Consider the following 25211-nt stretch of genomic DNA (forward strand, 5'->3'; position numbering starts at 1 on the left):
CGAGGAGGCCCGTCATGAGCACGAAATTCGCCGTCGGTGACCATGTCAGCTGGAACTCCGAGGCCGGGCGCGTCTCGGGCACCATCACCGAGGTCCATACCCGCGACTTCGACTACAAAGGACACACGCGCCGCGCGAGCGAGGACGAGCCCCAGTACGAGATCGCCAGCGACAAGACCGATCACGTCGCCGCGCACAAGGGCTCGGCCCTGAGGAAGCTCTCGAGCTGACGAACCCGGGGAAACCCGCGCGGGGAGCGCCATCTCCCGGCACACTGTCAGTCATGGACGACCATCCGCAGCTCCGCTTCGCCTGGCGCGAGGAGATCATCGATCAGGAGGTCTCCGCGCTGCACGCGGCGGCCTTCGGCGGCGATGGCCAGGTCGAGCCGTGGGCAGAGCGTCTCGACCGCTACTCCCTCGGCTGGGTCACGGCCCGCCGTGGTGAGGAGCTGATCGGGTTCTGCAACGTCATCACCGACGGCGGGCGGCACGCCTTCCTGCTCGACGTGGTCGTCCATCCGGGCCACCAGGGCACCGGCATCGGCCGCTCGCTGGTGCTGCACGCGATCGAGGAGTGCCGGTCCTGCCGGGTCGAGTGGCTCCATGTCGACTTCGAGGCCGACCTCGGCGACTTCTACATGGCCGACGGGCTCTTCCGGCGCACCACCGCCGGGATCCTGAGGCTCTGAGCCCATCGTCCTCTCACTTCAGGCCAGCCATCTTGATGTTCGCGATGATCTGACGCTGGAAGATGAGGAAGATGATGATGATCGGCAGCGCCGCGCAGGCGGAGCCTGCCATCAGCAGCCCCAGTTCCGATGAGCGCTCGCCGCGGAACGCTGCCAGGTACTGCTGCACCTGGTACAGCTCAGGGCTGGTGATGGTCATGACCGGCCAGACGAAGTTGTTCCAGTAGGCCATGAAGCTGGTGATCCCCACACAACCACGAAGGGCGCCTTCGACAGCGGCAGGAAGATCCGCAGGTACACGCCCCACCTTCCGCAGCCGTCCATCACCGCGGCCTCTTCGAGGCTCGAGGGGATGTTCAGATAGAACTGGCGCACGAAGAAGATGTGCCCGGCTGCAGCCAACCCTGGGATGATCAGCACCGCGAGGGTGTCGAGCATGCGCAGGTTGGTGACCACGATGAAGCTGGTGAGCAGGATCGTCATTCCGGGGATGAACATCGTCATCAGCACCAACGGCCATACGAAGCGTTTACCTGCGAACTCGAGACGTGCGAAGGCATAGGCCGCCATTGAGTTCACGGCGATCGAGCCGACGGTGAACACCACTGCGCCTCCGCCGGTGATCATCAGCGTTCGCAGGAACGCCGTGTCCGCGAGGATCTGTGCGTAGTTCTGCCACTGCCAGACCTCGGGGAAGAACTGGAACGGGGTGGAGACCACCTCGGTGCGGATCTTGAATCCGGAGATGATCATCCACGCCAGCGGGAACAGCGCCATGAACACGATCAGCACGCTGAAGAACGCCTTGACCACGAGGCCCAAGAGCGTGCGCGGGTGCAGGAACCGGCGTCGGCGGGCTCGGCGCCGCAGTCCGGAGGCGTGCCCGGAGCTGCCGAGGGGGTGTGGGGGCGGGGGTCGGTGAGCACAGTCATCTCAGTCCACCAGCTTCTCGGAGTTGACGATGCGGAAGATGACCGAGGAGATCGAGCCCAGCACCACGAACAGCAGCAATGCAGCGGCGATCGAATAGCCCACGTATGCGTCGCCGCGGAAGTGGTTGAAGATGAAGAGGTTCGGCAGTTCGGTGGCCCCGTTCGGGCCGCCACCGGTCATCACCAGGGGCAGCTCGTACTGCTGGATGGAGCCGACGAACCCGGTGACCAGCAGGAACAGGATCACGTTCTTCATCTGCGGGATGGTGATGAAACGGGTCCGCTGCCACCAGTTCGCACCTTCCAGCTGCGCCGCCTCGTAGAGACTCTCGGGGATGTCGAGCATCGCCGCGATCATGATCAGGGTGGTGATGCCCATCCCCAGCCAGACCGCAGGCACCGCGATCGCCGCGAGCGCCCAGCGCGGATCGCCCAGCCACGCCTGGTTGGGTGCTCCGAAGACGTTGACCAGCGCGTTGAGCAGGCCGCCGGAGTAGTCGTAGATGATCACGAACGTGATCGAGGCGATGACACCCGAGATCACCGAGGGGATGTAGATGCTGACCTTCAGCACTGAGGAGATCCACTGGGAGACAGTGGTCGCCAGGGTCGCGACGAGGAAGGAGAGGACCAAGCTGACGGGCACGGTCATCAGCACGAACTGCAGGCCCCGCACCACCGCCTCCCAGAAGCTGGGGTCGATGAGCACGTTGCGGAAGTTCTTCCAGCCCACGAACTCCGACTCGACATAGAAGCTCCAGTCGAAGAAGCTCAGGTATACGGCCTGGATCGCAGGCCAGATGACGAAGATACTCAGCAGCACGAGCACCGGCGCCAGCATGATGTACGCCATGCCGGTGTCCCGGCGCCTGCTGGGGTGCACGGTGCGGCGGCGGCGTTGTTTCGCCGCGACGGCGACCCCGAGCATCCCATCGGTGCTGGGACCCCGGAGCCGCCGGTGGTGCCGGAGGTGTTGATGGCCATCCCTCTCCTTCCTTGTCGCGTCCGGCTCAGGCGTCCATCTCGGCACGGACCTGGGCCAGTCCCTCGCGATCGATCACCTTCTGGATCTCGGCGTTCGCATCAGACAGGGCCTCGGCAGGGCTCTTCTCGCCGAGCATGCCGGCCTGGAGCGCGTCACCCATCGCCACGTTGACGTCCCAGGGATACTGCGCCTCGGGGATGCAGAAGGGGACCACATCGTTGAAGACCACGTCGGACCACGGCGCATCTGCGGCTGCAGGATCGGAGTTGACCACCTCGGTCACCTCGTCACGGGCAGGAGCCTTGGTGAACTGGGTGTCGGCGAAGAAGGGCGTGAGCACCTCCGGCTTCCCGCCGATGGCCCAGCTGATGAACTTCGCCGCAGCCTCGGGCTCCTTCGCCTTGGCATCGACCACCCACTTCATGTTGCCGATGGTGGAGATCGAGTGCGACATATCGCCGTCGGACTGCACCCACGGCGCCACCCCGGCCACCGAGACCATGTCGGGGTAGTCGGCGGCGATCTCGGACATGCCCCAGGAGCCCTGGGACATCATCGCGACCTTGCCCTCGCCGAAGGCCTGGGCGGAGTTGCCTTCTCCCAGCGGCTGGCGGGGATCCAGGCGTTGTCCTGGAGAGTCTTGTAGAAGTTGATGAGCTCCTCGTACTTGGCGTCCTCGGCATCCGCGGAGGTCCAGTCGTCCGAGATCGGCAGGTGGCCGGCGACGTGCTGCTGCGCAGCCACGGTGGTCCAGCCGAAGGTGCCGGAGTCCACCGCGGTGTTGAGGGCGAACTCGCCGTTGCCCATCACTCCGGCCAGAGCCTCGCAGGCGTCGTACATCTGGTCCCAGGAGGCCGGGGGCGTGTCCGGGTCCAGGCCAGCCTGTTCGAACAGGTCCCGGTTCCAGTAGAGCATCATCTGCGGCTCGACCAGCAGTGGGAAGGCGTAGAACTGGCCCTGGTACTGGGAGACCTCCTTCGCGATGTCCGTGACCGAGGCGAGCACGTCCGCCTCGAACAGGTCGTCCAGCGCCAGCAGGGTGCCGGTGCGGGCGGCGGTGTCCAGGCGGCCGGCCTGGATGTACACGTCGGGGCGGTGCCCGCAGCCTGCGCAGCCTTGAGCTTCTGGTCCCAGGCGTCGCCGGGGACCACCTGGTAGTTGATGAAGACCTCGTCCTGGGCGGCGTTGAAGTCCTCGACGATCTTCTCGTACCAGGCGTTCTCCGGGGTGGTGAAGACGTTGCCCCAGAACTCGACCGTGGTGCGGCCCGCGGCCGCCGGGTCGTCGGCCTTCTGGCCGGGGTGCCGCTGCCGCAGGCTGCGAGTCCGGCCACGCCGGCGGTGGCGGCGGCTGCGGAAAGAAAACCTCTGCGCTTCATGGTGCTGCTCCTCGTCATCGGGGATCTAGCGGTGGGTGGAGATCGAGCTGTCGATGTGACTGCGCGTGCTGCTCAGAGCGATCGGGGTCGGCACTTCGATGTGTCAACCTGGTAATCGTTTACGCGTCAAGCTAACCCCACCCTCGATGGGTGTCAACGATCTCGACCCCGACTCCAGGTTACGATTCGGTCTACGGGGCGCGGAGCGCGCATTGACGCACCAGAGCGCCTTCCGTATGGTCTCAGTAATCGTTTCCCCACCGTCGCTCCGCGACGCGAGAACGAATCGACGCTGATCCGACTCCAGGGAGTGCTTCCGTGAACCGTTCTGCCAGCTCGTCCCATGCCCTTTCTCCGCTCTCGCGTCTGCGCCCCGTGCAGACCCGCTCCATCAGCCCCGAGAACTTCGACGGCTCCGTCGCTGGAGGCGGTCGCGCCACCGAGGGCACCGGCGCAGAGCCCGCCCGCCCGCGACCTCGGCCAGGGATGGAAGGTCTCGCCCAGCGTCGATGTGAAGGCGGGGAGACCTTCACCCTCGCCGACATCGACTCCGCCGGCGTGATCACCCACATCTGGATCACCACGCACACCGACCACTGGCGCCAGCTGGTGCTGCGCGCCTACTGGGACGGGGCTGAGGAGCCCGCCGTGGAGGTGCCCTACGGGGATTTCTTCGCCAACGGCTGGGGGAAGTTTGCACAGGTCGACTCTCAGATGATCGCCTCGAACCCGCATGGCGGCTTCAACTCCTACTGGCCGATGCCGTTCCGTGAGGGTGCCCGCCTCACGGTCGAGAACACCTCCGACCAGGACGCGCGGGTCTACTACCAGGTGACCTACGAGCTCGGAGGGGACCACAGCGAGGACGCCTACTTCCATGCGCAGTGGCGCCGCTCGAACCCGCTGGACGAGGCCACCCCGCACGTGCTCGTCGACGGCATCGAGGGCCAGGGCCATTACGTCGGCACCTATATCGCCTGGGGTGTGAACTCCAACGGTTGGTGGGGCGAGGGCGAGATCAAGTTCTACCTGGACGACGACACAGAATTCCCCACCATCGCGGGCACCGGCACCGAGGACTACTTCGGCGGGGCCTGGAACTTCGACGTCCCCGGCGAGGGGTACACCGCCTTCTCCACCCCGTACCTGGGGATGCCGCAGGTGATCCGGCCCGACGGGCTGTACCTCTCCCAGCAGCGCTTCGGGATGTACCGCTGGCACGTGACCGACCCGATCCATTTCAGCACCGGCCTGCCCCGCGTCGACATCCAGGCGCTCGGCTGGAAGAGCGCCTGGCGCTACCTGCCGCTGCGCGACGACATCGCCTCCACCGCGATCTTCTACCTCGACCGTCCCGTCACCAGCCGGCCGGAGTCCCCGAGCTTCGATTCGATGGAGATCCACCTGGGCGCCGGGGCAGGACCGCACAGCCCCGCCGGTCCCGCACGCCACTGATCCACGAAGGGAACACCCATGACCGTCACGTACCAGCTGCCCCAAGTCCGCCAAGAGCTCCCTGCGCCGGAGAAGACCGTCTACCTCATCCCCAGCGGTGACCTGCGCGAGAGCGCGAACGTCCCGGCCTGGCCGTACCAGCAGGAGCTCGAGCGGATCGTCGGCGACGCCGTCGGCGCGACCGGCTGGAGCGTGCAGCGCGCCTTCGAGGAGGATCCCGAGCTCGGGCACGGCTTCATCCGCTCCCAGCGCATGGGCATCGAGGTGTTCAAGGAGATCCCGCCCGAAGCGCCGCTGATCGTGGCCACCGCGAACTGGCAGTACAGCCACCACGTGCTCGCCGGTCTGCGCACCCATCGCGGGCCGATCCTCACGATCGCGAACTTCGCCCCCGAGTGGCCGGGCCTGGTGGGCCTGCTGAACCTCAACGGCGGGCTGACAAAGATGAACCGCGCGTACTCCTCGCTGTGGACCGTCGACGGCACCGATTCCTGGTTCCGCGACGGGATCTCCACCTGGATCGAGTCCGGCACGGTCGAGCACGACGCGAGCCATGTGCGCGCCCTGCCCGCCCTGCCCAGCACCTCCGAGGTCGAGCTCGGCCGGGCGCTCGCCGATCAGCTCATGGGGGACAAGGCCATCATCGGCATCTTCGACGAGGGCTGCATGGGCATGTACAACGCGATCATCGACGACGAGATGCTCAACCCGCTGGGCATCTACAAGGAGCGGCTGAGCCAGTCCGCGCTGTGGGCGGAGATGCAGACCGTCCCCGACGAGGAGGCCGACGCGATCGGTGCCTGGCTGCGGAACGCCGGGATGACGTTCAAGCTCGGCACCGACGAGGCCACCGAGCTCACCGAGGCCCAGCTGCGCTGGCAGCACAAGATGTACATCGCCGCGCTGCGGATCAGCGACGACTACGGCCTGGATGCGGTGGGCATCCAGTACCAGCAGGGGCTCAAGGATGTGTGCCCGGCCTCCGACCTGGTCGAGGGCCTGCTGAACAACGTGCAGCGGCCCCCGGTGACCAGCCGAGACGGCTCCCGCGTGCTGTGGGACGGTGAGGCGCTGCCGAACTTCAACGAGGTCGACGAGGGGGTCGCGGTCGACGCCCTGGTCACCAATCGGATCTGGAACGCGATGGGCATGGACCCCGCCACCACCCTGCACGACGTGCGCTGGGGCGAGGAGTACCAAGATCAGTACGTGTGGGTCTACGAGATCTCCGGCTCCGTCCCGCCCAGCCACTTCCCGAACGGCTACACCGACGCCGAGGGGTGGCGCCAGGGCCCGGAGTTCTTCCCGGCCGGCGGCTCCACGATCAACGGCGTCTCCAAGCCGGGCGAGATCGTCTGGTCGCGCGTCTACGTCGAGAACGACGCCCTTCACGTGGACCTGGGCCGCGGCAGCGTCGTCGAGCTGCCCGAGGAGGAGACCCGTCGGCGCAAGGAGGCCACCAACCCCGAGTGGCCGATCGCGCATGTGGTGCTGCACGGCGTGAGCCGTGACCAGTTCATGGGCAGGCACAAGGCCAACCATGCCCAGCTCGTCTACGCTGACGACTCCGACGCCGCCGATCGTGCGCTGACCGCGAAGGCCGCGCTGTTCCAGCGCCTCGGGGTGAGCGTCCACCTCTGCGGCGATGCAGTGATCGTCGGATCCTGAGCGGCGCAGGCCGGCAGAGCGGAACGAGGAGCAGCCCATGGTGTCACCACGGCCCACGATCATGGACGTCGCGCGCACCGCGGGCGTCTCCTCGGCGACCGTATCCCGGGTCATCAACGGTGCGACCACCGTCGACAAGGAGCTCTCCAAGCGGGTGCAGGCGGCGGTCCGGGCGACGGGCTACGTGCCCAACGCCCTGGGCCGCTCCCTGCGCCGCGGCGGGACCTCCCAGATCGCGGTGGTCGCGCCGGATGCGGAGAACCCGTACTTCACCCAGATCATCGGCGAGGTGGAGAGGATCGCCCGCGACCAGAGCCACTCGGTGACGGTCGCGCACACCGAGGACGATCTCGCCGTCGAGCAGGAGTGCTTCGCACAGCTGGTCAGCCGCCACGTCTCGGGCGTGCTGCTGGTGCCGGTGGACGGCATGCGCACCGATCTGGGACCGCTGACCGATGCCGGCATCCCGGTGGTGCTGGTGGACCGCGGCATCGATGGAGCACACACTGACGTGGTCGCCACCGACAACCACGATGCGGGGCGGCAGGCCGCCCGTCACCTGCATGAACGGGGCTTCCGCGCCCCGGCGGTGATCGCCGGCTCGCAGACCCTGCGCACCACCGAGGACCGCGCCACAGGGTTCCTCGGTGCCTGGCGCGAGCTCGGGGTCGAGGTCGGGGCCGACGCCCTCCAGCGCGGCGACCTGCACCTCGAGTCCGGCCGCACGGTGATGGAGCAGCTGCTGGCAGCGGGCGAGGCGGACTGCGTCTACGTCACCAACAACCGGATGTCCGCCGGGGCGTTCGAGGCGATCCGCGGGGTCGAGGGGGCGCCTGCGCTGCTCGCCACCGATGACGACCTGTGGACCAGGCTGGTCACCCCGTCTGTCTCCGTGGTCCACCAGGCGGTGCGCGCCACCAGCCGCGCCGCGGCCCGCATGCTCACCCAGCGGATGGCCAACCCCGACGAGGAACCCTCGACCACGCTGCTGCGCTCGCGGATCATCGAACGAGATTCGACACAACCGAAGGGCTGACTCCCGTCCCGTTCAGGCATACGCTTACCGCATGACTGCTCCCACCCGCCGTATCGGCTCCCTGACCGTCTCCGCCCTGGGCCTGGGCGCCATGCCGCTGTCGATGGGGCGCGGCGAGCCCGCCCCGCATGACCGTGCGATGGCCACCGTCCACGCCGCCCTCGACGCGGGGATCACCCTCCTCGACACCGCCGACATCTACGCCCCCAGCTGGGACACCATGGGCCACAACGAGCAGCTCGTCGGCGAGGCGCTGCGCAGCTGGGGCGGCGACCGCTCCCAGATCGTGCTCGCCACCAAGGGCGGCATCACCCGCTCCGCCGAAGGCGGAGGCCGCGACGGCTCCGCCGCCTATCTCCGCTCCGCGCTCGAGAAGTCCCTCACGGCGCTCGGCACCGATTCCGTGGACCTCTACTACTGGCACCGCCCGGACCGCAGCATCCGCTACGCCGACGCGGTCGAGGTGCTCGCCGCCTTCCAGCAGGAGGGGCTGATCCGTGAGGTCGGCATCTCCAACGCGAACGTCGAGGAGATCGACGTGGCCCGTGAGGTGCTCGGGGACGGCGGGCTCGCCGCGGTGCAGAACGAGTTCTCGCCGACCTTCTTCCACACCAGCCGCCGCGAGCTCGAGCACTGCGGCGAGCACGGCATCGCCTTCGTCCCGTGGTCGCCGCTGGGCGGCACCGGCGGCGGCGCCGCCGCAGTGGGGGAGCGGTTCCCGCAGATCCAGCGCATTGCCGAGGCGCATGCGGTCAGCCCCCAGCAGGTGGTCCTGGCGTGGGAGCTCGCACTGGGCGAGCACGTGATCCCGATCCCGGGCGCGAGCCGCCCCGAGTCGATCACCGACTCCGCGCAGGCGATGTCGCTCCAGCTCAGCGACGTGGACCTCGCCGAGCTGAACCAGATCATCGTCTGAGGCGCGCGAGGAGATCTCCCTTGTCCGTCGGAGGCACCCGGCGTAGCGTGGCCGGGTCCATGACGGGAGAGGAGCATCGCATGCGCATCTGGCATGCAGAGAGCGGGGCGGTCCACGCGGCCTGCTCGGCGTGAGTGCGGCGTGCCCGCACGCCCCTTCGCGCCCAGCACACTCCCGCTCCCTCCCGTGAGGACCCCATGCGACCCCTGACCCCTGACCAGATCCGCTCCAGCTTCCGCAACGCCACCAAGGGCGACGCCACCCGCGCTGAGCTGCCCGACCTCACCGCCGTGCGCTGGGAGGACATCGATTACCTCGGCTGGCAGGACGCCCGCAAGCCGCAGCTGCACTACGTCGTGCTCGAGGTCGAGGACGAGCCCGTCGGGCTGCTGCTGCGCGGCACCGGACGGCCCCCGACCCGCAAGATGCTCTGCGCCTGGTGCGAGGACGTCGTCGACGGGATCCGCGCCGCCTCCTTCGTGGCACCGCTCGCGGGGGCCTCGGGCCGTCGCGGGAACACGATCGGCACCGCGATCTGCGCCGACTTCCGCTGCTCCCGCAACGTGCGCCGGGCCCCGGCGGCCTTCGAGCTGCGCACCGAGGACCCGGCGCTGCTGGCCTATCACCGGCAGCAGCGGATCGAGGGGCTCCGTGAGCGCAGCGCGAGCTTCGCCCGCGCGGTGATGCGCGACTGAGCGCCACGCCGCTCAGCTCAGCTGGACCAGCACGTCCGCCCGGTCGCGGGTCTCCGCGATCAGGCGGGCGTTGTCCTCGTCGGGACCGAGCGCCCACTCCCGCGCCGCCGCTGGGGGTTTCCCGAACCGTTCGTGCCGCGCGATCAGCCAGGTGTGCCGCAGCTCCTGCGGGGCCTCCACGAACCAGCGCGCATCCAGCATCGCGTGCACCTGTGCCCACGCAGCGTCATCGCACAGCAGATAGTTCCCCTCGGTGATCACCAGCGGCACGCTGGCCGGTACCTCGATCGCTCCGGCCAGCGGCTGCTCGAGCTCCCGCTCGAACATCGGCGCCCACACCGGTGGGTCCTGCGGCATCGCGGTGCGCAGCCGCTGCAGCAGCGCGACGTACCCTGCCGCGTCGAAGGTGTCCGGTGCGCCCTTCCGCTCGAGCCGCCCCAGCTGCTTGAGCGCCACATCCGCCAGGTGGAACCCGTCCATCGGCACCACCGCGCAGCTGCCCGCGGGAAGCTCCCGGGCGAGCAGCGCGGTGAGCGTCGACTTCCCGGCCCCGGGCGCCCCGGCGATCCCCAGCAGCCGCCGCCCGCCGCTGCGCAGCGCCTCGTCGAGCAGCACGCGGGCGGTGTCGACGGCCTGCTGGATGCTCAGCTCAGCGGGCATGCGCTGCCAGCTCGATCTCGATGACCTCGCCCCGCAGCGGCAGGTGCATCAGGATCCTGTCCGGTGCCCGGCCCGCCGCGGCCAGGGCGCGGGAGTAGGTCGCCATCTGTCCCAGGTAGTGGCGGCGCACGTGGCCCACCGGGTCATCGCCCGGATACGACTTGTGGTCCACCAGCACGATCTCGCCGGAGGGCAGGCGCAGCAGTGTGTCGATCCATCCCTCCATCACCTGGTCCTCCTCGTTCCACCAGGTGATCGGCTGCTCGGTGAGCTGCTGCGCGCCGGGGAACTCCTCGGCGAGGAAGCGTGACCACGCCTCCCCGGTCTCGTGCAGCACCCGCGCATCGACGGTGCGGGTGACCACCCAGCGCTCCAGCAGGCGCTGCGCGGCGGCCTCCCGCTGCGCACCCGAGAGCTGGTCGAGCGGCAGGGCGAGGTAGGCGTGGACGGCCTCGCCCACGCGCTCCCACTGCGGCCCGCCGCCGCGCACCAGGACCGGCCCGATGCTGCGCGGCGCGCTCACGCTCGCGAGCGACTCCTCGGAGCCGACGCCCGAGGCCTGGAAGCGCGCGGAGACGCGAGGGCCCTCCCCGGCCTCCGGCCGCAGCGGCACGTCCGTCGCGGCCAGCGGATCCGTGCTGCCCGGCAGCCGGACAGGTGCCTCCTCCGCCAGGTCGTCGACGTTCACGCGGGTCACAGTGGCGGGCAGCGGTGCATCCGTGCCGTGCACGGCGATCGCCGCCTCCGTCCAACGCACCAGCTGCGTGCCCTCCACGAGGGTGTCGAGAACGGTCGCGGTGCCGGGGACTGCGAGCACCCCGGTGCGGGCGGCGCGGGTGAGGGCCACGTAGTGCAGGCGCCCCGACTCCTCGGCCTCGGCATCACGCCGACGGGTCGCGAAGTCCGACCCGGAGAGGTTCTCCGAGATCTCCGCGGGCGTCGCCACCTTCGGCCAGAAGCGCAGGCTGCGACCGGCCAGCGGTGCAGTGACGTCGAGAGCGCCGGGGAGACCACGAGCACCCCGCTGGAGTGGTCGCGCTCCTTCGGGGGCGCGCCGAGGTAGGTGACCACGTGGTCCCATTCCAGACCCTTGGCACCGTGGACGGTGCCCACCCAGACCGCCTCGGGCAGGGCGGAGAGATCCGGCCCCTTCTCCCAGGCGTCCAGCTCCGCGCGCAGGCCGGTCAGCGTGATCGGGGAGCCCTCTGCCCGGCGCCGCTCCGTGGTGTCGCGGGCCATCGCCCGCAGCGCGTCGAGCGTGCGGCGGCGCGAGTCCTGGCCGCTCCAGCGCTTGATCCGCTGCGGCAGGTCCAGGGCGTCGATCAGCGCGCTCATCATCTCCACGGGGGTGAAGCCGATGCAGGCCCGGCGCACCTCCCGCAGCCCGGCCAGCACGGGATCCTCCCACCAGCTCGCGAACACGGCCTTGCGCACGTCCCGGTCCGGTGCCGCCATCAGCTGCGTGAACCAGTCGTCGTGCGCCCCGTGGTCGCTCAGCAACGTCACCAGCTCGGTCAAGGCCAGGGTGTCCGAGCCGTCGAGGGTCACCGCGAGCGCGGCCCGCACCATCTGCGCCTCACGGGTCGCGAGCAGGGGATGAGCGGCGCCGGCGGTGGGCACGCCCCGTTCCTGCAGGGCGGCGACCACGGAGGCCCGCTGGGCGTTGCTGCGCACCAGGACCGCGGTGCCCCGGGGGGTGAAGGCGCCCTCGTCGATCCGGCGGCGGATCTGCTCGGCGATCATCGCGGCATGCTTCTGCGCGGAGACCACCCTGCGGTCATGCTTCGTCGCCTCCCACACCTCGAGCACCCCGCCGTGCGCTGCCTCCTCCCGCTGTGCGGGGATCGCGAGCCGCACCCGCTCCAGGCCCTCGCCGGAAGGGGCGAACACGGGGGTGAACATAGCGTTGGAGAAGTCGACCAGCAGCTTCTGGGAGCGCCAGGAGTGGGAGAGGTTCTGGACATCGCCGGTCCCGAACACGGTGCCGCCGCCCTCGAGCGCGGCGATGATGTCGCGCATCAGGCGGGGGTCGGCGTCACGGAAGCCGTAGATCGCCTGCTTCGGGTCTCCCACCCAGATCTTCTCCTCGATGAGCTGGGAGAGTTCGAGGAAGAGGGCGAGCTGGATGGGGGAGGTGTCCTGGAACTCGTCGACCGCGAGCAGCCGGAAGCGGGAGGCGACCGATTCCCGCACGCGCGCAGAGCCCTGCAGCAGGCGCAGCGCCTGCACCTCCTGGTCGATGAAGTCGATCAGGCCCAGCTCGCGCTTGTAGGTCTCGTAGGCCTCGAGCGACTCCGCGGCGACATCGAGGACGAGCGTGATGAGGTCCTGCAGGTCCTGCTGCCAGGCGGGGTTCTGTGCGAAGCCCTCGCCGATCTCGAGCGCGAGCGGCTCCAGGGCTTTCTTCGCCGGCGCCCCGAAGGATCCACCGGCCAGCCGCAGCCAGCTCGACCACGGCGCCCGTTCACGGTCCCGCAGGGTCCGCTCCAGCCGCCGCAGCGCCTCGAGATCGCCTCGTGCCTTGTTCACGCTGCGCGGCGCGATCGGCCCGCCCTTCACCGCCTCCCCGGACTCGTCCACGGAGGCCGCGAGATCCTCCGCGAACCCCTCGATCCGCGCACCCAGCTCATGCAGCCAGCGGACGCGCAGATCCTGCCCGGGCTCAGGCAGCTGCGCCGCGGCGCGGAACTCCTCCCAGGAGGCGGGCGCCGCGGCCCGCAGGTTCTCGGCCGTCAGGAGGTTGGTGCGTGCGGCGTCGGCCACGTCCTTCACGCGGGCGCGCCAGGCCTGCTTCCTGCTGATGAAGCCGGTGTCCCGCTCGTCGCCGTCGTGCTCGGTGCGGGCGAGCATCGCGCCCCAGCGCAGCCCGGCCGCAGCGGCGGTGCGGTCGATCGCCGCGGCGAAAGCCGCCTTCTGCGTCGTGTCGTCGAGCACCCGCACCTGTGGGGAGATCCCCGCGTCGAGCGCGTACTCGGTCACCAGGCGCCCGGCGACGGAGTTGACGGTGCTGATCAGGGCGCTGTCGATGCCGCGCGCCGCCTCGACCTGCTGACGGTCCAGCAGTGTCGAGCGCACCCGCTGGGAGAGCTCGTCGGCGGCTTTGACGGTGAAGGTGGTGGCGATGACCTCGGAGGGGTCCAGCCCTGCGGCCAGACGCTCGGCGAGCAGCCGGGTCAGGGTGTATGTCTTGCCGGAGCCGGCAGAGGCGTTGATCAGGGTGAAGCTCATGACGCATCGCCTCTCAGGCCGCACAGCAGGGAGAAATCGCAGAAGTCGCAGCGGGCATCGACCACGATCCCGCCGTCGGCCCGGGCCACCTCCTGCACCGCGGCGTAGGTCTTCTTCGCCTCCGTGCGCGGAGTGCCGAGACCCTGCCCGGCGTCGCGCAGGATCTGCCCGGACTGCGCGGAGACGGTGCCCTCACCGATCGCGTCCAGCGCCTCGGTGATCCCCGCGGTGGTCGTGGCCCAGGCCTGCGCGATGTCGAGCGTGGGCCGGCCATGCGGATCCAGCGCCGGGTTCGCGGAGACGAACTCACCCTGTTTGAGCAGGAAGTAGCCGACGTCCGCGCTCGGATCGTCGAGCGACCAGGCGTAGGAGGCCAGCTGCAGCGCCTCGCCGCCGTCGAACAGCGCGGGGTACTTCTTCGCCGCCGAGGTCCACTTCAGGTCGATCACGGTGGGCCGGCCGGCGGCGTCCTCGGCGAGCACATCGCGGTAGCCGGTGAACGGCACCTCGACGTCCCCGCGCTTCAGGTGCAGGGTCAGCGGCTCCTCGAAGCGGGACTCCACCGAGGTGATCACCAGGCCCGCCTCGGCCAGCCGGCCGAAGAACTCCAGCAGGGAGCGCACGGCCGTCTCACGCATCGTGGTCAGCTCGACCTCGCGGCCGGGCAGCAGCAGCTCCGAGGCGAGCTGCGGCACCAGGCGCTCCAGCATCTCGGAGATGTCCTCGGCCGTGGGGGCCTCGCCCTGCTCCTGCCGGGCGTTGACCAGCTCCTCGACCACGGCATGGACGAGAGTGCCGATCATCTGGTTGCCGCTGGGCACGCTCGCGACCGAGGCCGGCCGGATCCCCAGCCCCGCGCGGTAGGTCCACTTCTGCCGGCAGCCCAGCAGGTTCTCCGCCTGGGAGTAGCTGAGCGAGCGCGGCAGCAGATGCGGCGCGGGCACGGTGTGCCGGGTGAGATCCTCCGGCGGCTCCCAGGGCTGCTCGAGCGGAGGGACGCTCAGCTCCCGCCGCGACCCCGCGAGCTCCCATCCCGCCGCGCCGACGGTGCTGCGCGGATCGATCCGGTGCCGTTCGAGCACCGCGGCGACGTCCTCACCGGGCCGTGCCCGCTCCGCCGCGAGGTGCGCCAGCAGCGAGTGCGGTGCGGTCGCCTTCTCCTCGCGGCTGCGGGTACGGATCACGATCACCCGCCCGGCACCGAGCAGCGCCCGAAGCCCGGCGTCGGTCTCCAAGGCGGCCAGCGCGGCAGGATCCAGCACCCGCGCGCCGAGCGCCGTGAGCGCCTTGACCTCGACCGCGTCCCAGGTCACCCCGGTGGGGGCGTCCTGCCGGTCCGCGCCCCACCACAGCACGTCCCCTCCGGAGGCGCGCAGCTGCGCCGGACGGGTGCAGGTGGTCCGCCCCGTGCTCGCCTCGGGTCGGGCGAAGGGTGAGGCGGCTCGCCCGCCGGAGGCCTCGAGCACCTGGGAGAGCTCCCGCTCGCCGAGCACATGATCTTCCCCGAGCGTGTCGAGCACCTCGAGGAAGGTCTGCAGGTGGGCGCTCGCCCGCACCAGCCCGGGGTCCCCCTGACCGAGGGCGCGCAGCCGCTCGCCGAGCCAGGCGGTCGCCGCACGCAGCCGCGCCGGAGTGAGCTGATCGGGGCGGATCGGGTCGGTCACCAGCTCGGAGACCGCCCGGGCGATCGCCAGGGCCGCAGATTCGTCGGGATCGGCGGCGAGCTCCGTGAGCACCGCCTGCCAGGCCGGACCGCCGGTGCCGGGCTCCGCGGCCAGCGCGTCGAGGAACAGCCGACGCACCCGGGAGGGCACCAACCCGATCGGTTCGCGGTCGGCTTCCGGGGCGTCCAGCACCCGCAGGTCGAGGAACGCACCGAGCTGCACGTCCACGGGGGCGATCGCGATCGACAAAAGCAGCGGGAGGACCTGCAGGCTGGTGCGGTCCGCCGACGCCCCGGCCACTCCGAGCGCGGCCTGCCCGCGGCGATGCAGCTCCTGGTCCAGCAGGACCGTGTCCTCGGTGGCGAGCACATGGACGGTCCGCCCCTCACACCCTGCGAGGAAACGGGCGGCGGCTTCGGCGGCGGCCCATTCGTCCTCCGCCTCGAGCAGCACCAGCTCCGGCCGTCCCGTCGGCGCCTGTTCGCCCGGCATCGCCTGAACCCCGCACCCGGCCAGCAGCTCGAGGAGCCGAGGCCACAGGCCCGGCAGGGAACCGGGCTCCTCATGGCATAGGAGGCGGTCGATGCCGAGCGGCCACGGCGATTCCTCGAGCAGTGCCACCAGCTCCCGCAGATCATCAGCCGCTCCGGGGAGAGGTCGGCGGCCTCCTCGACCGTGCACAGCGCCTCGATCCGCGCCGGCAGGCCAGGCGCCGAGCGCAGCCGGGCTCCGGCCATCACAGCGGCATCCCGCCAGCTCAGCATCGTGGACGCGGTCGCCCACGGATCCACAGTGAAGGAATCCCGTGCCCAGGGATGATCGGCCGCGGCGATCGCACGCGCGTACTGCGCGACCCGCACCGCCGGATCGACGGAGGGGCGGGTCAGCGCGAGCCGCGTCTGCAGCAGCTGCACCAGACCGCGCGGGCCCAGCCGCACGGATCCGGTGGCGCTGGAGCCGTCGGCCCACGCGGCGCCATCGAGGGACCAGCCGAACTCGATCTGCATGCAGGCGCTCCTCCGTCGCAGGTCGCGGGCCCCGGCGGGGCTGCGCTCCCCACCTTAGGGGAGGGGGCCGACGTCCGGACGGCGCGACGGGGCCGGCGTCGTCGCGGTGTCGATGATGCCCCCGATCAGCTGTGCCAGGCGGGTGCATGGTGCGAGCACCACCACCGTTCCCACGAGCAGCCACCAGGCCCCCGCGGCGACCTCCGGCTGCTCGAGCGCTCCGGCGGTGAGGGCGAGAGCCGCCAGCAGCGACGGCGCGACGGTGGACATCCCGGTCGCCACCAGGGACAGCACCGGCACCGCCGAGGAGTGCTCGCTGTCGCCGATCCGGCGCACGGACATCACGGTCACCGCCACATCGAGCCCCACCGTCGCCAGCCCCAGCGCCACCGCCCCCACGATCACGACGACGAGTGCTGTGAATGCGGCGCGCACGTCCTGCTCGTCCGTCGGTGAGGGGGTCAGCACCGTGGAGACCCCGAGGAACGCGGAGTAGATGCCGATCATGACAGCGATGACCGCCATCGACACGGTGAGCGTCCAGCAGACGGCGGCGAGCAGGCAGAGGAACCCGTAGCGGCGACCGGTCATGAACGGATCATAGTGAGGTGCTCAACGGTTGAACGGATCGTCCACACGCGCGCCCCAGCTGAATCCGCGCTCGTACAGCACCATCGCGGACTCATCCGGTGCGAGCACCAGGTCCTGTCCCTCACCGGTGAGGTGGACGGTGCCGTCCCCGCGCTCCTGGACGGTGAGGGTCAGTTCGGTGGGGTCGTCCTCGGTGTGCTCCCTGATCGAGACCCCGGGGTCGCGCAGCGGCCGCAGCGACAGCTCGACGGTGCCCTCACCGGTGCGCTGGTAGCTGCCGGTCAGCAGTTCTCCGTTCGCGTACCGGAGCTGGACGACGGCATGGCCGTCGTACTCGTTCTCTCCGAAGGCGATCGCACTCCATCGGGTGTCCTCGCTCAGCTGTGCGGCCGGTGAGGCGGCATCCTCCTGCACCGACCACACCCCGGCGGGGGCGGTCTCATCGGTGCTGCGCTCGGGGTACATCGCAGCGACGCCCCAGCTGATCAGCCCCACCAGCACGAGCCCCGCGATGGGCCCGAGGATGTTCATGACCCGGGCCAGCGGGCGCCATGGCATCAGCGTGGGCACCGGGCCGGGGCGGATCTCGCCGTGGCCGAGGACGGCGCGGGCCAGGCGGGGCATCCAGGGGATCAGCACCAGGATCGACATGATCAGCAGGGCCAGGGAGATCTGCTTGACGGGCACGTCGTATCCCAGGTTCAGCACGAACACCAGGGCCATCGAGCCGCCGGCCAGCACCGCGCCGAGAGGTACGGTGCGTCGCCACAGCAGCGCGAGCCCTGCCCCGAGCTCCGCCAGGCCCGCCAGGAACTGGAACAGCGGGGAGAGGGCGACCATCCGCCACAGCACCCCCATCGGGCTCATCTCGCCCTGGGCGATGAGGGCGCCGCCCATGTCGGCGACGCCGAACTGACCGAACACGAGCTTCGCGACGCCGTAATAGACCATCGCGATCGCGAGCACCAGTCGCACCATCCCGTGCACCCACCAGCCGAGGGTCACCGCTGCGGTGCGGACCACCTGCTTCTCGAGGGAGTAGTCGGGAGCATCGGTGGGGGAGGTGGCACGATCCTTCATCCTGCTATCCCACCGCAGAGGTCGACCCCGCGGCATCCGCCCGCGGGGTCGACCCGATACGACTTCCGTCGAGTGTCAGGCCTCGTAGATCGCCACGTAGCGGCCGATCACGCCGCCGGCGCGGAGCTTGTCGATCGCCTCGGGGATCTCTGCGTGGGTGATGTGGTTGATCGGCGGCGTGAGCTCGCCGGAGGCCATCAGCTCGTAGAGGCCCTCGAGGTCCTCCTTGGTGCCGGAGTTCGAGCCCTTGATGGTCAGCTGCTTGGTGATCAACTGATAGGTGTCCAGGGGCGCCTCGAGCTTGCCCATGCCCACCTGCACGAAGGTGCCGAACTTGGCGAGCGCCTCGACGCCCTGCGCGGTGGTGGTGCCGAAGCCGGCGTAGTCCACGACCAGCTCGAGGCCCTTGTCTGCGAACTCGGTGATCGACTCGGCGACCCCGGCCAGGCCGATCTCGCCGGCGAGCTCACGGGTCGCGGGGTTGATCTCGGCGCCGTAGACCTCGGCGCCGGCCAGCGCGGCGACGCGGGCACCGATGTAGCCGAGCCCGCCCAGGCCGATCACGCCGATCTTCATGCCGGGCTTCGCGCCGCCGAGCGTCATGATCGCGTGGTACGCGGTGAGGCCGGCGTCGGTCGCCATCGCGCCGAGGTCGAAGGGGACCGCGTCGGGCAGCTTGACGAGGTTGTCGTCGGTCGCGCGGAGCTTGGGGCCGAAGCCGCCGTCCCAGGGGCCGTAGCCGAGCGCGGTGCCGTCGGACATCATCGGGGCCAGGCCCACGCGGTCGCCGACCTGCCAGTGCTCCATGCCCTCGCCCACCTGGCTGACCACGCCGGCGGATTCATGGCCCATGGTGCGGGGCAGGCCCTGCTGGAACAGCGCCATCCAGCCTTCGTCGTCGAGCGTCGCCACGTCGGAGTGGCAGACGCCGGAGGCCTTGACGTCCACGACCACCTCGCCGGGGCCCGCAGTGGGCTCCGCGACCTCGTTGAGCTCCAGGGGGTTGCCGGTACCGGTGAACTGCCATGCCTTCACGGGGGATCACTACTCCTTCGTCGTCGATGTGATGATCCCATCGTAGCTGAAAGTTAAACTAAATGCAAGGGCAGGTCAGAGCCGCGCGAACTCCCGCAGCCACGACGCCTCGGACTGCAGCGGTCGGCCCGCCACCAGCGCCCCGCCGTCCACGAAACCCTCCTCGCGCACCGCGAGCTCGGCGATCAGCAGCTCCCGATGCCGCACCAGCTCCTCTCCGAACCCGGGATCTCCCGCGAGATCCTGCTCCTCACGCGGATCCGCCTCGAGGTCGAACAGCTGCTCGTGCCCGTCGCCCGAGAACCACACATATTTGAAGCGCTGCGAGCGGATCCACTGCATCGAATGCCGGCCCAGCGAGCCGATCAGGTGCTCGCCGTGCAGATGCTCGCGCACCTGCTCGCCGCGCGAGGCCGCGCCCAGATCCACCCCATCCACGCCCTCCGGCACATCGACCCCGGCGAGCCCCAGCAACGTCGGCATCAGATCCCGCAGCTCAGCGATCGCGCCGACCTCACCCGGGCCGCCCCACCCCTCGCGCCAGCGCGGCGGCACGTGCATCACCAGCGGCACCCGTGCAGAGCCCTCGTAGCCCACGGACTTCCGGTACATGTCGTGGTCGCCCATCATGTCGCCGTGGTCGGAGACGAACACGATCACGGTGTCCTCGAGCAGCCCCTGATCGGAGAGGGTCTCCTTGAGCCGGTTCAGCTGCAGGTCGATGAACTCGATCGAGCCGTAGTAACCGGCCCTCACCTGCTCGTGGGTGCTCTCCTTCTGCGCCCCGAACTCCGCCTCGGAGTGGAAGTCGCGGCGATGCTCCGCGAAGCCCGCCACCCATTCGCCCTGTGCGCGCTCGGGGCTCGAGCGCCCCCGGTACTTGTCCCACAGCCACTGCGGCGGGTCGAAGGGCGCATGCGGCCGGTGGAAGGACATGTACAGGAAGAAGGGCCGAGTCGGGTCACGCCGCTCGAGGAAGCGCAGCGACTCATCCGCGACCCAGCGGGTGGGATGAAGCCGCTCCTCCCGCTCCCACGGCCGGGCGGTCATGGCATTGCAGCCGATCCCGGTCTCCTGGTAGTCGGCGCGCGGATCCCCGGTCTCACGGCGCAGGAACTCGACGTAGTCGTCGATCGCGCCCGACGGGCCCCGGCTCAGCCGGCGCGAGGTGTGCAGGAACCCGTCGTGCAGCAGCACCTCGTCGAAGCCGCAGCGGGCCCGGTCCGGGAACACGTGCATCTTCCCCACGGCGAAGGTCTGATACCCGGACTTCCGCAGAGTGGACTGCAGCGTCACCGGGTAGGCCTCGGGGAACGAGACCCCCTCCCGATAGCCGTAACGGCCATGCAGGGAGGGGGACTTGCCGGTGAACATCGCGACCCGCGCCGGCACACAGGTGGGCGTCGCCGAGTAGGCGCGGGTGAAGTGATACCCGCCGCGGGCGAGGTCGTCGAGGTTCGGGGTGTCGATGTGCTCGTTGCCGGCGGCCCCCATCGCATCCGCTCGCATCTCGTCGACGCAGACGAGCACGACGTGGGGCCGCTCGGTCACTGCTCAGCCCTGGTTCGCGCTGCCCGGGTGCGCCCACGGCGGGACCTGCCCACCGGGGTAGCCCTGCGGCGCCTGCTGAGACTGCTGGGCCTGCTGCTTCGCCTCGCGGGCACGCTGCTCGGCATTCGCCCGGGCCTGCTCGGTGCGGGCCTGCTCCTGCTCCCGCAGCTGGTCGGCGGAGACTCGCTTACGGTCTGCGGCGTCGGCCGCATCGGCATCCTTGCTCGACTCCGCCGCCGCCTGCGACTGCAGCATCGCGGTGCGGATCTCATCGCCCATGGAGCCGACGGCACCGGGGTTCGAGGGCAGGTACAGCACGTTGGAGCGGGCGTTGCGCGCCACGTCCTGCATGGTGTCGAAGTACTGCGTCATCAGCAGCAGCTGCTCGGCGGAGTTCTCGATGCCGACCTTGCGGAGCATCTCGTACTGCTCGGCGATGCCCAGGGCGATCGCCTTGCGCTGGGCGGCGACGCCCTCACCCTGGAGGCGCTTGGACTCGGCCTCGGCCTCGGCCTGGGTGACGCGCTTGATCTTGTCCGCCTCGGCGAGCGACTGAGCGGCGACGCGGTCGCGCTGGGCGGCGTTGATGGAGTTCATCGAGTCGCGCACGCGCTGGTCCGGGGAGATGTCCTGGACCAGGGTGTTGATGATGTTGAAGCCGAACTCCTGCATACGCTCCGAGAGCGTGGTCTCGACGCTGCGGGCGATATCGTCCTTCGACTCGAAGGCCTGATCCAGCTCGAGGCCGGACAGCGCCGAACGGACGGTGTCGAAGACGTAGGAGCGGATCTGCGCCTCAGGGTTCGACAGCTTGTAGTACGCGTCGACGACCTGCTCGTCGCGGATCCGGTACTGCACCGCGACCGGCACGTTGACGAACACGTTGTCCTTGGTCTTGGACTCGATGTTCACCTCCAGCTGCTGGACGCGCAACGAGACCGGCTTGGTGGTGTTGTCGATGAAGGGGGTCTTGAAGTTCAGACCTGCGTGCGCGACGCGCTTGAACTTGCCGAAGCGCTCGACGATGACGGCTTCCTGCGTGTGCACCGTGAACATCAGCGAGGTGCGCAGGCCGCCGAACAGCAGCGCGGCCACGATCACGAGGAAGATCAGCAGGCCGAAGCCTAGGACGAGGAAGAGGACGACGCCTTCCATGGGAGTCACCTTTCGGGTAGGCGGGTGCTGTGACCCACGCTACCAACTGACCGGGGCCGGTCAGTTCAGCGCAGGCCCAGGTCCGCCTCGATCCGCCTCGCGATCCGTGCCGGCGGCACCGGCGGGGCGTAGCGGCGCAGCACCTTCCCCTCGCCGTCGATGAGGAACTTGGTGAAGTTCCAGGCGATGCGGCCACCGATCACGCCGGCCTTCTGTGCGCACATCCACTGCCACAGCGGGTGGGCCGTCGGCCCGTTGACGTCGACCTTCGAGAACAGCGGGAAGGTCACCTCGTAGCTCGAGGTGCAGATCTCCTGGATCTCCTCATCGGTGCCGGGGTCCTGTCGGAACTGGTCAGAGGGGAATCCGAGCACCGTGAAGCCATGCTTGGAGAAGCGGTCGTGGAGCTCCTGCAGGGCGGTCAGCTGTGGGGTGAAGGCGCACTGCGTGGCGGTGTTGACGACGAGTACGAGCCGACCGCGGTACTCGCCCATGTCCCGCTGCTCGCCGTCGATCGTCGTCGCCCGGAAGTCGTGGAAGCTGATGCCGGTCCCGGCCTGGTCGTCCATGGTCTCCTTGCGCCTGTCGTACGTGATGTGCGACTCCATCCTAGATCCGGAGCCTGATCTGTGGCAGGGACCGTCCGCTCAGGCGAGGAACGCGTCGACCTCGGCGCGGGTGGGGGCGCTCTCGGTGCCGTGCCGGGTCACCGCGATCGCGGCGGCGGCGTTGGCACGGGTGGCGGCGGATTCCCAGTCGGTGCCGAGAGCACGCTCGGCCAGCAGCACCCCGGTGTGGGTGTCGCCCGCGCCGTTGGTGTCCACAGCCTTCTGCGGGAACGCCGGGATCTGGGTGCCCCGGCCGTGGTGGAACACCATGCAGCCGCGCTCGCCGTCCCGCACCACCACTGCCGCGCCGGGGGCCAGCCAGCGCCGGATCGACTCGGGGGTGTCCTCGAGGGCGTCGAGCTGGGTGAGCGCCTTCGCCTCGTCGGCGTTGGAGGTCCACACCGTGGTGCGGGACAGCACTCGGTTCTGGACCTCTCGGGGAAGGTGGCGAAAGGAGCGCCCGGGTCGAGCACCACGTCCACGCCCTCGGGCAGAGCCTCGAGGAACTCCAGCAGCGGGGCCCGGGTGGGCTCGAACAGGCTGTACCCGGATACGCACACCAGATCCCCGGGCTCCGGTTCCAGCGTCGCGAGGGACGCGGCGGTAATGTCTCGCTCTGCCCCGTACACGGTCAGGAACGTGCGTTCGGCCGACGGTTCGAGCAACACCGTGCAGTAGCCGGTGTCCATGTCGGGGCGCTTCGCGTCCGAGAGCGTCACGCCGTCGCGCGCGAGCGCCTCCCGGATCACGTCGCCATGCGGACCGGTGCCGTGCGCACCGCCGTGCACCGCGGTCGCCCCGGTGCGGGCGGCGGCGATCAGCGTGGTCACGGCACCGCCGGCGTACCAGGTCTCGCTGCGGGCATTGGCGTTGCCGCCGCGCGGCGGCAGCTCGTCGATCTCCAGGATCACGTCGACGAGCGCCTGGGCGGTATGGAGCACTCGGGGCATGGCCACGAGTGTAGGTGCGAGCATGGTGCCATGGCCCCCACCTCCGCCGCTCCGCGCCGCCGAGCACCCCTGATCGTCCTGATCGCCCTGATCGCGATCGCCGCCCTGGTGGCGGGCGGTCTGCTGTGGCGTGATCGCTTCGGCAACGGGCAGGAGGAGGCCGAGGCGCTCGCCGCCGCACTTGCCCAGGCCGATGCCCCGGAGCATCAGGAGGTGCTCGGTCCGCTGATCGAGGCGACCGGCGCCGCCCCGCAGGTCGAGCTCGCCGATCCCGGCAGCGCCGAGGACGGCGAGCGGACCGTGACCCTCGCCTGGACCTGGACACTCCCGGATGAGGCCGGGACCTGGGAATACACCACCCAGGCGACCCTCCGCCGCGGTGAGGACGGCTGGGCTCCGGACCTCGGCCCCGAGACCTATGCCCCCGACCTCCAGGAGGGCGAGCACCTGGACCTCGCAACCCTGGATCCGGCGCTCGGCACGATCACCGATCGCGATGGCGGGGTGCTCTACGGCGAACGCGAGGTGAAGGTGCTCGGCCTGGACAAGACCCAGATCGACGAGGCCGAGCAGGAGAGCGCCGCCCGCGAGCTCGCCGGGCTGCTGGGCACCGACGCGGACCGCTACGCGCAGACCGTCGCCGACCACGGCCCCGACGCCTTCGTCCCCGCGCTCACCATCCGCGTCGACGACGAGGGCGAGTACCCGCTGGGCGACGCCGCGCAGATCACCGGATTCCTCGCCGTCGAGCAGAGCCGTCCCCTCGAGGTCGAGCGGGACTACGCCCCCGGGGTGCTCGGCTCCCTGCGCGAGGCCAGCGGTGAGGACGTGGAGAACTCCGACGGGGAGATCGAGGCCGGGGACCTGGTCGCGACCGGCGGCGTGGTCGCCGCCGAGCACGGGGCCCTGGTGGGCACCCACGGGTTCGACGTGGTCGCCGTCCACGAAGAGAGCGAGGAGGAGCGCTCCCTGCACCGCGTGGACCCGGTCGACGGCACCGCCGTCCCCACCACCCTCGACGATGACCTGCAGCGACTGGCCACCGCCGCGATCGCCGACGAGGACTCGCCATCGGCCGTGATCGCCCTGCAGCCCTCGACCGGTGACGTGCTCGCCGCCGCACACGGGCCCACCGGCCAGTCCTACCCGGTGGGCCTCGTGGGCCAGTACGCCCCCGGCTCCACGTTCAAAGCGGTCACCGCGCTCTCGCTGCTGCGGGCGGGCGTCACCCCGGACACCGAGCTGGAGTGCCCTGAGACTGCGACCATCGAGGGCGCGAGCTTCAAGAACGCCGATTCGATGGACCCGTCCCTGTTCGGCACCATGCCGCTGCGCAGCGTCATCGCGCACTCCTGCAACACCGCCCTGCTGCTCGAGCACGACACCGTGGACCAGCCCGCGCTCGCCGACGCCGCCACCACCCTCGGGATCGGCCAGGAGGCGCCCGCAGGCCTCGAGGCGTACATGGGGTCGGTGGATCCGGAGGACACCGGCACCGAGCATGCCGCAGCGATGATGGGCCAGGGCCGAGTGCTCACCTCCCCGCTGTCGATGGCAGTGGTCCTCGCGAGCATCCAGCAGGGCGAGACCGTCGCCCCGCGGATCCTCGCCGACCAGGAACCAGCGGCCGCCGAGGTGCCCACACCGCTGACCGAGGAGGAGACCTCCCAGCTGCAGGAGATGCTGCGCGGCGTGGTCACCGACGGGAGCCTCGATGACCTCGCGGACCTCCCCGGCGAGCCCGTGATCGGCAAGACCGGCACCGCGGAGTGGACGAACGAGGACGGCGAGCTGGCGCTGCACTCCTGGGTGATCGTCGCCCAGGGCGACCTGGTGGTCGCGGTCTTCGTCGAGGACGGCAGCTACGGCTCCGTCACCGCCGGGCCGATCGCGCGCGAGGTGCTCGAAGGAGCCTGACCCCGCGGT

Annotated in this window: 23 protein-coding genes and 1 pseudogene; 8 read left to right on the forward strand and 16 right to left on the reverse strand. The window is 70.1% G+C overall.

All coding sequences use genetic code 11. The features are described 5' to 3' along the window. Positions 1 to 14 precede the first annotated feature (14 nt). Together H3H54_RS03815 and H3H54_RS03820 are read left to right on the forward strand one after the other, a co-directional pair. Positions 15 to 230: a DUF2945 domain-containing protein gene (locus H3H54_RS03815; RefSeq protein ID WP_262425582.1), complete on the forward strand. Its 216-nt coding sequence runs from the start codon at positions 15 to 17 to the stop codon at positions 228 to 230. Positions 231 to 283: 53 nt separating this feature from the next. Further along, the gene (locus tag H3H54_RS03820; protein ID WP_262425583.1) at positions 284 to 691 is read left to right on the forward strand and encodes a GNAT family N-acetyltransferase; all 408 of its coding nucleotides are present in this window, start codon (positions 284 to 286) and stop codon (positions 689 to 691) included. A gap of 13 nt (positions 692 to 704) precedes the next feature. Here the strand turns inward: H3H54_RS03820 and H3H54_RS03825 are convergent, their stop codons facing one another. From H3H54_RS03825 to H3H54_RS03845, 5 genes are all read right to left on the reverse strand, one after another. Then, on the reverse strand, positions 705 to 923 hold the full coding sequence (locus tag H3H54_RS03825) for a hypothetical protein (RefSeq protein ID WP_262425584.1): 219 nt from the start codon (positions 921 to 923) through the stop codon (positions 705 to 707). After that, positions 887 to 1504 carry a carbohydrate ABC transporter permease gene (locus H3H54_RS03830; protein WP_262425585.1) on the reverse strand — a complete coding sequence of 206 codons (618 nt, stop codon included), beginning with the start codon at positions 1502 to 1504 and terminating at the stop codon, positions 887 to 889. Before H3H54_RS03830 ends, H3H54_RS03825 begins: the two co-directional genes overlap by 37 nt. A 120-nt stretch (positions 1505 to 1624) precedes the next feature. Next, on the reverse strand, positions 1625 to 2551 hold the full coding sequence (locus H3H54_RS03835; RefSeq protein ID WP_262425586.1) for a carbohydrate ABC transporter permease: 927 nt from the start codon (positions 2549 to 2551) through the stop codon (positions 1625 to 1627). Between the two features lie 82 nt (positions 2552 to 2633). After that, positions 2634 to 3164, reverse strand: a complete 531-nt coding sequence (locus H3H54_RS03840) for a hypothetical protein (RefSeq protein ID WP_262425587.1) — start codon at positions 3162 to 3164, stop codon at positions 2634 to 2636. After that, a complete protein-coding gene (locus H3H54_RS03845) occupies positions 3161 to 3694 on the reverse strand; it encodes an extracellular solute-binding protein (RefSeq protein WP_262425588.1) in 534 nt (177 codons plus the stop codon). The genes H3H54_RS03840 and H3H54_RS03845 overlap by 4 nt, the downstream gene beginning before the upstream one ends. A 667-nt stretch (positions 3695 to 4361) precedes the next feature. Between H3H54_RS03845 and H3H54_RS03850 the strand changes: the two genes are divergently transcribed. From H3H54_RS03850 to H3H54_RS03870, 5 genes are all read left to right on the forward strand, one after another. Further along, positions 4362 to 5441 (forward strand): glycoside hydrolase family 172 protein, encoded by a 1080-nt coding sequence (locus H3H54_RS03850; RefSeq protein ID WP_262425589.1) that lies wholly within the window; start codon positions 4362 to 4364, stop codon positions 5439 to 5441. A gap of 18 nt (positions 5442 to 5459) precedes the next feature. Continuing rightward, positions 5460 to 7109 (forward strand): fucose isomerase, encoded by a 1650-nt coding sequence (locus H3H54_RS03855; protein ID WP_262425590.1) that lies wholly within the window; start codon positions 5460 to 5462, stop codon positions 7107 to 7109. Positions 7110 to 7146: 37 nt separating this feature from the next. Further along, positions 7147 to 8145 (forward strand): LacI family DNA-binding transcriptional regulator, encoded by a 999-nt coding sequence (locus H3H54_RS03860; protein ID WP_262425591.1) that lies wholly within the window; start codon positions 7147 to 7149, stop codon positions 8143 to 8145. A gap of 31 nt (positions 8146 to 8176) precedes the next feature. Continuing rightward, positions 8177 to 9061 carry an aldo/keto reductase gene (locus tag H3H54_RS03865; RefSeq protein ID WP_262425592.1) on the forward strand — a complete coding sequence of 295 codons (885 nt, stop codon included), beginning with the start codon at positions 8177 to 8179 and terminating at the stop codon, positions 9059 to 9061. Between the two features lie 197 nt (positions 9062 to 9258). Continuing rightward, a complete protein-coding gene (locus tag H3H54_RS03870) occupies positions 9259 to 9756 on the forward strand; it encodes an FBP domain-containing protein (protein ID WP_262425593.1) in 498 nt (165 codons plus the stop codon). A 12-nt stretch (positions 9757 to 9768) separates the two neighbouring features. Here the strand turns inward: H3H54_RS03870 and H3H54_RS03875 are convergent, their stop codons facing one another. The 11 genes and pseudogenes from H3H54_RS03875 to H3H54_RS03925 all read right to left on the reverse strand — a co-directional run bounded on the left by H3H54_RS03875 (position 9769) and on the right by H3H54_RS03925 (position 23285). Next, complete coding sequence (locus H3H54_RS03875; RefSeq protein WP_262425594.1) at positions 9769 to 10416, reverse strand: nucleoside/nucleotide kinase family protein; 648 nt, start codon at positions 10414 to 10416, stop codon at positions 9769 to 9771. Next, complete coding sequence (locus tag H3H54_RS03880) at positions 10406 to 11173, reverse strand: PD-(D/E)XK nuclease family protein (protein WP_262425595.1); 768 nt, start codon at positions 11171 to 11173, stop codon at positions 10406 to 10408. The genes H3H54_RS03875 and H3H54_RS03880 overlap by 11 nt, the downstream gene beginning before the upstream one ends. Continuing rightward, positions 11110 to 13644, reverse strand: coding sequence for an exodeoxyribonuclease V subunit beta (locus H3H54_RS03885; RefSeq protein WP_262425596.1), 2535 nt, complete (start codon positions 13642 to 13644; stop codon positions 11110 to 11112). Before H3H54_RS03885 ends, H3H54_RS03880 begins: the two co-directional genes overlap by 64 nt. Then, on the reverse strand, positions 13641 to 15929 hold the full coding sequence (locus H3H54_RS03890; RefSeq protein ID WP_262425597.1) for a PD-(D/E)XK nuclease family protein: 2289 nt from the start codon (positions 15927 to 15929) through the stop codon (positions 13641 to 13643). Before H3H54_RS03890 ends, H3H54_RS03885 begins: the two co-directional genes overlap by 4 nt. Before the next feature lie 440 nt (positions 15930 to 16369). Continuing rightward, on the reverse strand, positions 16370 to 16906 hold the full coding sequence (locus tag H3H54_RS03895) for a hypothetical protein (protein ID WP_262425598.1): 537 nt from the start codon (positions 16904 to 16906) through the stop codon (positions 16370 to 16372). A 21-nt stretch (positions 16907 to 16927) separates the two neighbouring features. After that, entirely contained in the window at positions 16928 to 17986 is a 1059-nt protein-coding gene (locus H3H54_RS03900) for a DoxX family protein (protein ID WP_262425599.1), read from the reverse strand. A gap of 75 nt (positions 17987 to 18061) precedes the next feature. Further along, on the reverse strand, positions 18062 to 19021 hold the full coding sequence (locus H3H54_RS03905; RefSeq protein ID WP_262425600.1) for a zinc-binding dehydrogenase: 960 nt from the start codon (positions 19019 to 19021) through the stop codon (positions 18062 to 18064). Between the two features lie 75 nt (positions 19022 to 19096). Beyond that, positions 19097 to 20572, reverse strand: coding sequence for an arylsulfatase (locus H3H54_RS03910; RefSeq protein WP_262425601.1), 1476 nt, complete (start codon positions 20570 to 20572; stop codon positions 19097 to 19099). A 3-nt stretch (positions 20573 to 20575) separates the two neighbouring features. Continuing rightward, entirely contained in the window at positions 20576 to 21727 is a 1152-nt protein-coding gene (locus tag H3H54_RS03915; protein WP_262425602.1) for an SPFH domain-containing protein, read from the reverse strand. A gap of 65 nt (positions 21728 to 21792) precedes the next feature. Beyond that, the gene (locus tag H3H54_RS03920; RefSeq protein ID WP_262425603.1) at positions 21793 to 22296 is read right to left on the reverse strand and encodes a glutathione peroxidase; all 504 of its coding nucleotides are present in this window, start codon (positions 22294 to 22296) and stop codon (positions 21793 to 21795) included. Positions 22297 to 22374: 78 nt separating this feature from the next. Continuing rightward, a pseudogene (locus tag H3H54_RS03925) lies at positions 22375 to 23285 on the reverse strand (PfkB family carbohydrate kinase). 30 nt (positions 23286 to 23315) lie between these two features. Here H3H54_RS03925 and H3H54_RS03930 point away from each other — a divergent pair. Further along, positions 23316 to 25202, forward strand: coding sequence for a penicillin-binding transpeptidase domain-containing protein (locus H3H54_RS03930; protein ID WP_262425604.1), 1887 nt, complete (start codon positions 23316 to 23318; stop codon positions 25200 to 25202). Positions 25203 to 25211: the final 9 nt, after the last annotated feature.

The sequence above is a fragment of the Brachybacterium sp. Z12 genome, assembly GCF_014400405.1.
Classification (GTDB): domain Bacteria; phylum Actinomycetota; class Actinomycetes; order Actinomycetales; family Dermabacteraceae; genus Brachybacterium.

Bases quoted from the DNA above. Each gene is read 5' to 3' on its own strand.
- H3H54_RS03875 (WP_262425594.1), bottom strand. From the start codon at position 10,416: ATGCCCGCTGAGCTGAGCATCCAGCAGGCCGTCGACACCGCCCGCGTG.
- H3H54_RS03900 (WP_262425599.1), bottom strand. From the start codon at position 17,986: ATGAAGGATCGTGCCACCTCCCCCACCGATGCTCCCGACTACTCCCTC.
- H3H54_RS03885 (WP_262425596.1), bottom strand. From the start codon at position 13,644: ATGAGCTTCACCCTGATCAACGCCTCTGCCGGCTCCGGCAAGACATAC.
- H3H54_RS03835 (WP_262425586.1), bottom strand. From the start codon at position 2,551: ATGCTCGGGGTCGCCGTCGCGGCGAAACAACGCCGCCGCCGCACCGTG.
- H3H54_RS03915 (WP_262425602.1), bottom strand. From the start codon at position 21,727: ATGGAAGGCGTCGTCCTCTTCCTCGTCCTAGGCTTCGGCCTGCTGATC.
- H3H54_RS03895 (WP_262425598.1), bottom strand. From the start codon at position 16,906: ATGACCGGTCGCCGCTACGGGTTCCTCTGCCTGCTCGCCGCCGTCTGC.
- H3H54_RS03930 (WP_262425604.1), top strand. From the start codon at position 23,316: ATGGCCCCCACCTCCGCCGCTCCGCGCCGCCGAGCACCCCTGATCGTC.
- H3H54_RS03825 (WP_262425584.1), bottom strand. From the start codon at position 923: ATGGCCTACTGGAACAACTTCGTCTGGCCGGTCATGACCATCACCAGC.
- H3H54_RS03865 (WP_262425592.1), top strand. From the start codon at position 8,177: ATGACTGCTCCCACCCGCCGTATCGGCTCCCTGACCGTCTCCGCCCTG.
- H3H54_RS03840 (WP_262425587.1), bottom strand. From the start codon at position 3,164: ATGATGTCCCAGGGCTCCTGGGGCATGTCCGAGATCGCCGCCGACTAC.
- H3H54_RS03820 (WP_262425583.1), top strand. From the start codon at position 284: ATGGACGACCATCCGCAGCTCCGCTTCGCCTGGCGCGAGGAGATCATC.
- H3H54_RS03815 (WP_262425582.1), top strand. From the start codon at position 15: ATGAGCACGAAATTCGCCGTCGGTGACCATGTCAGCTGGAACTCCGAG.
- H3H54_RS03860 (WP_262425591.1), top strand. From the start codon at position 7,147: ATGGTGTCACCACGGCCCACGATCATGGACGTCGCGCGCACCGCGGGC.
- H3H54_RS03870 (WP_262425593.1), top strand. From the start codon at position 9,259: ATGCGACCCCTGACCCCTGACCAGATCCGCTCCAGCTTCCGCAACGCC.
- H3H54_RS03920 (WP_262425603.1), bottom strand. From the start codon at position 22,296: ATGGACGACCAGGCCGGGACCGGCATCAGCTTCCACGACTTCCGGGCG.
- H3H54_RS03855 (WP_262425590.1), top strand. From the start codon at position 5,460: ATGACCGTCACGTACCAGCTGCCCCAAGTCCGCCAAGAGCTCCCTGCG.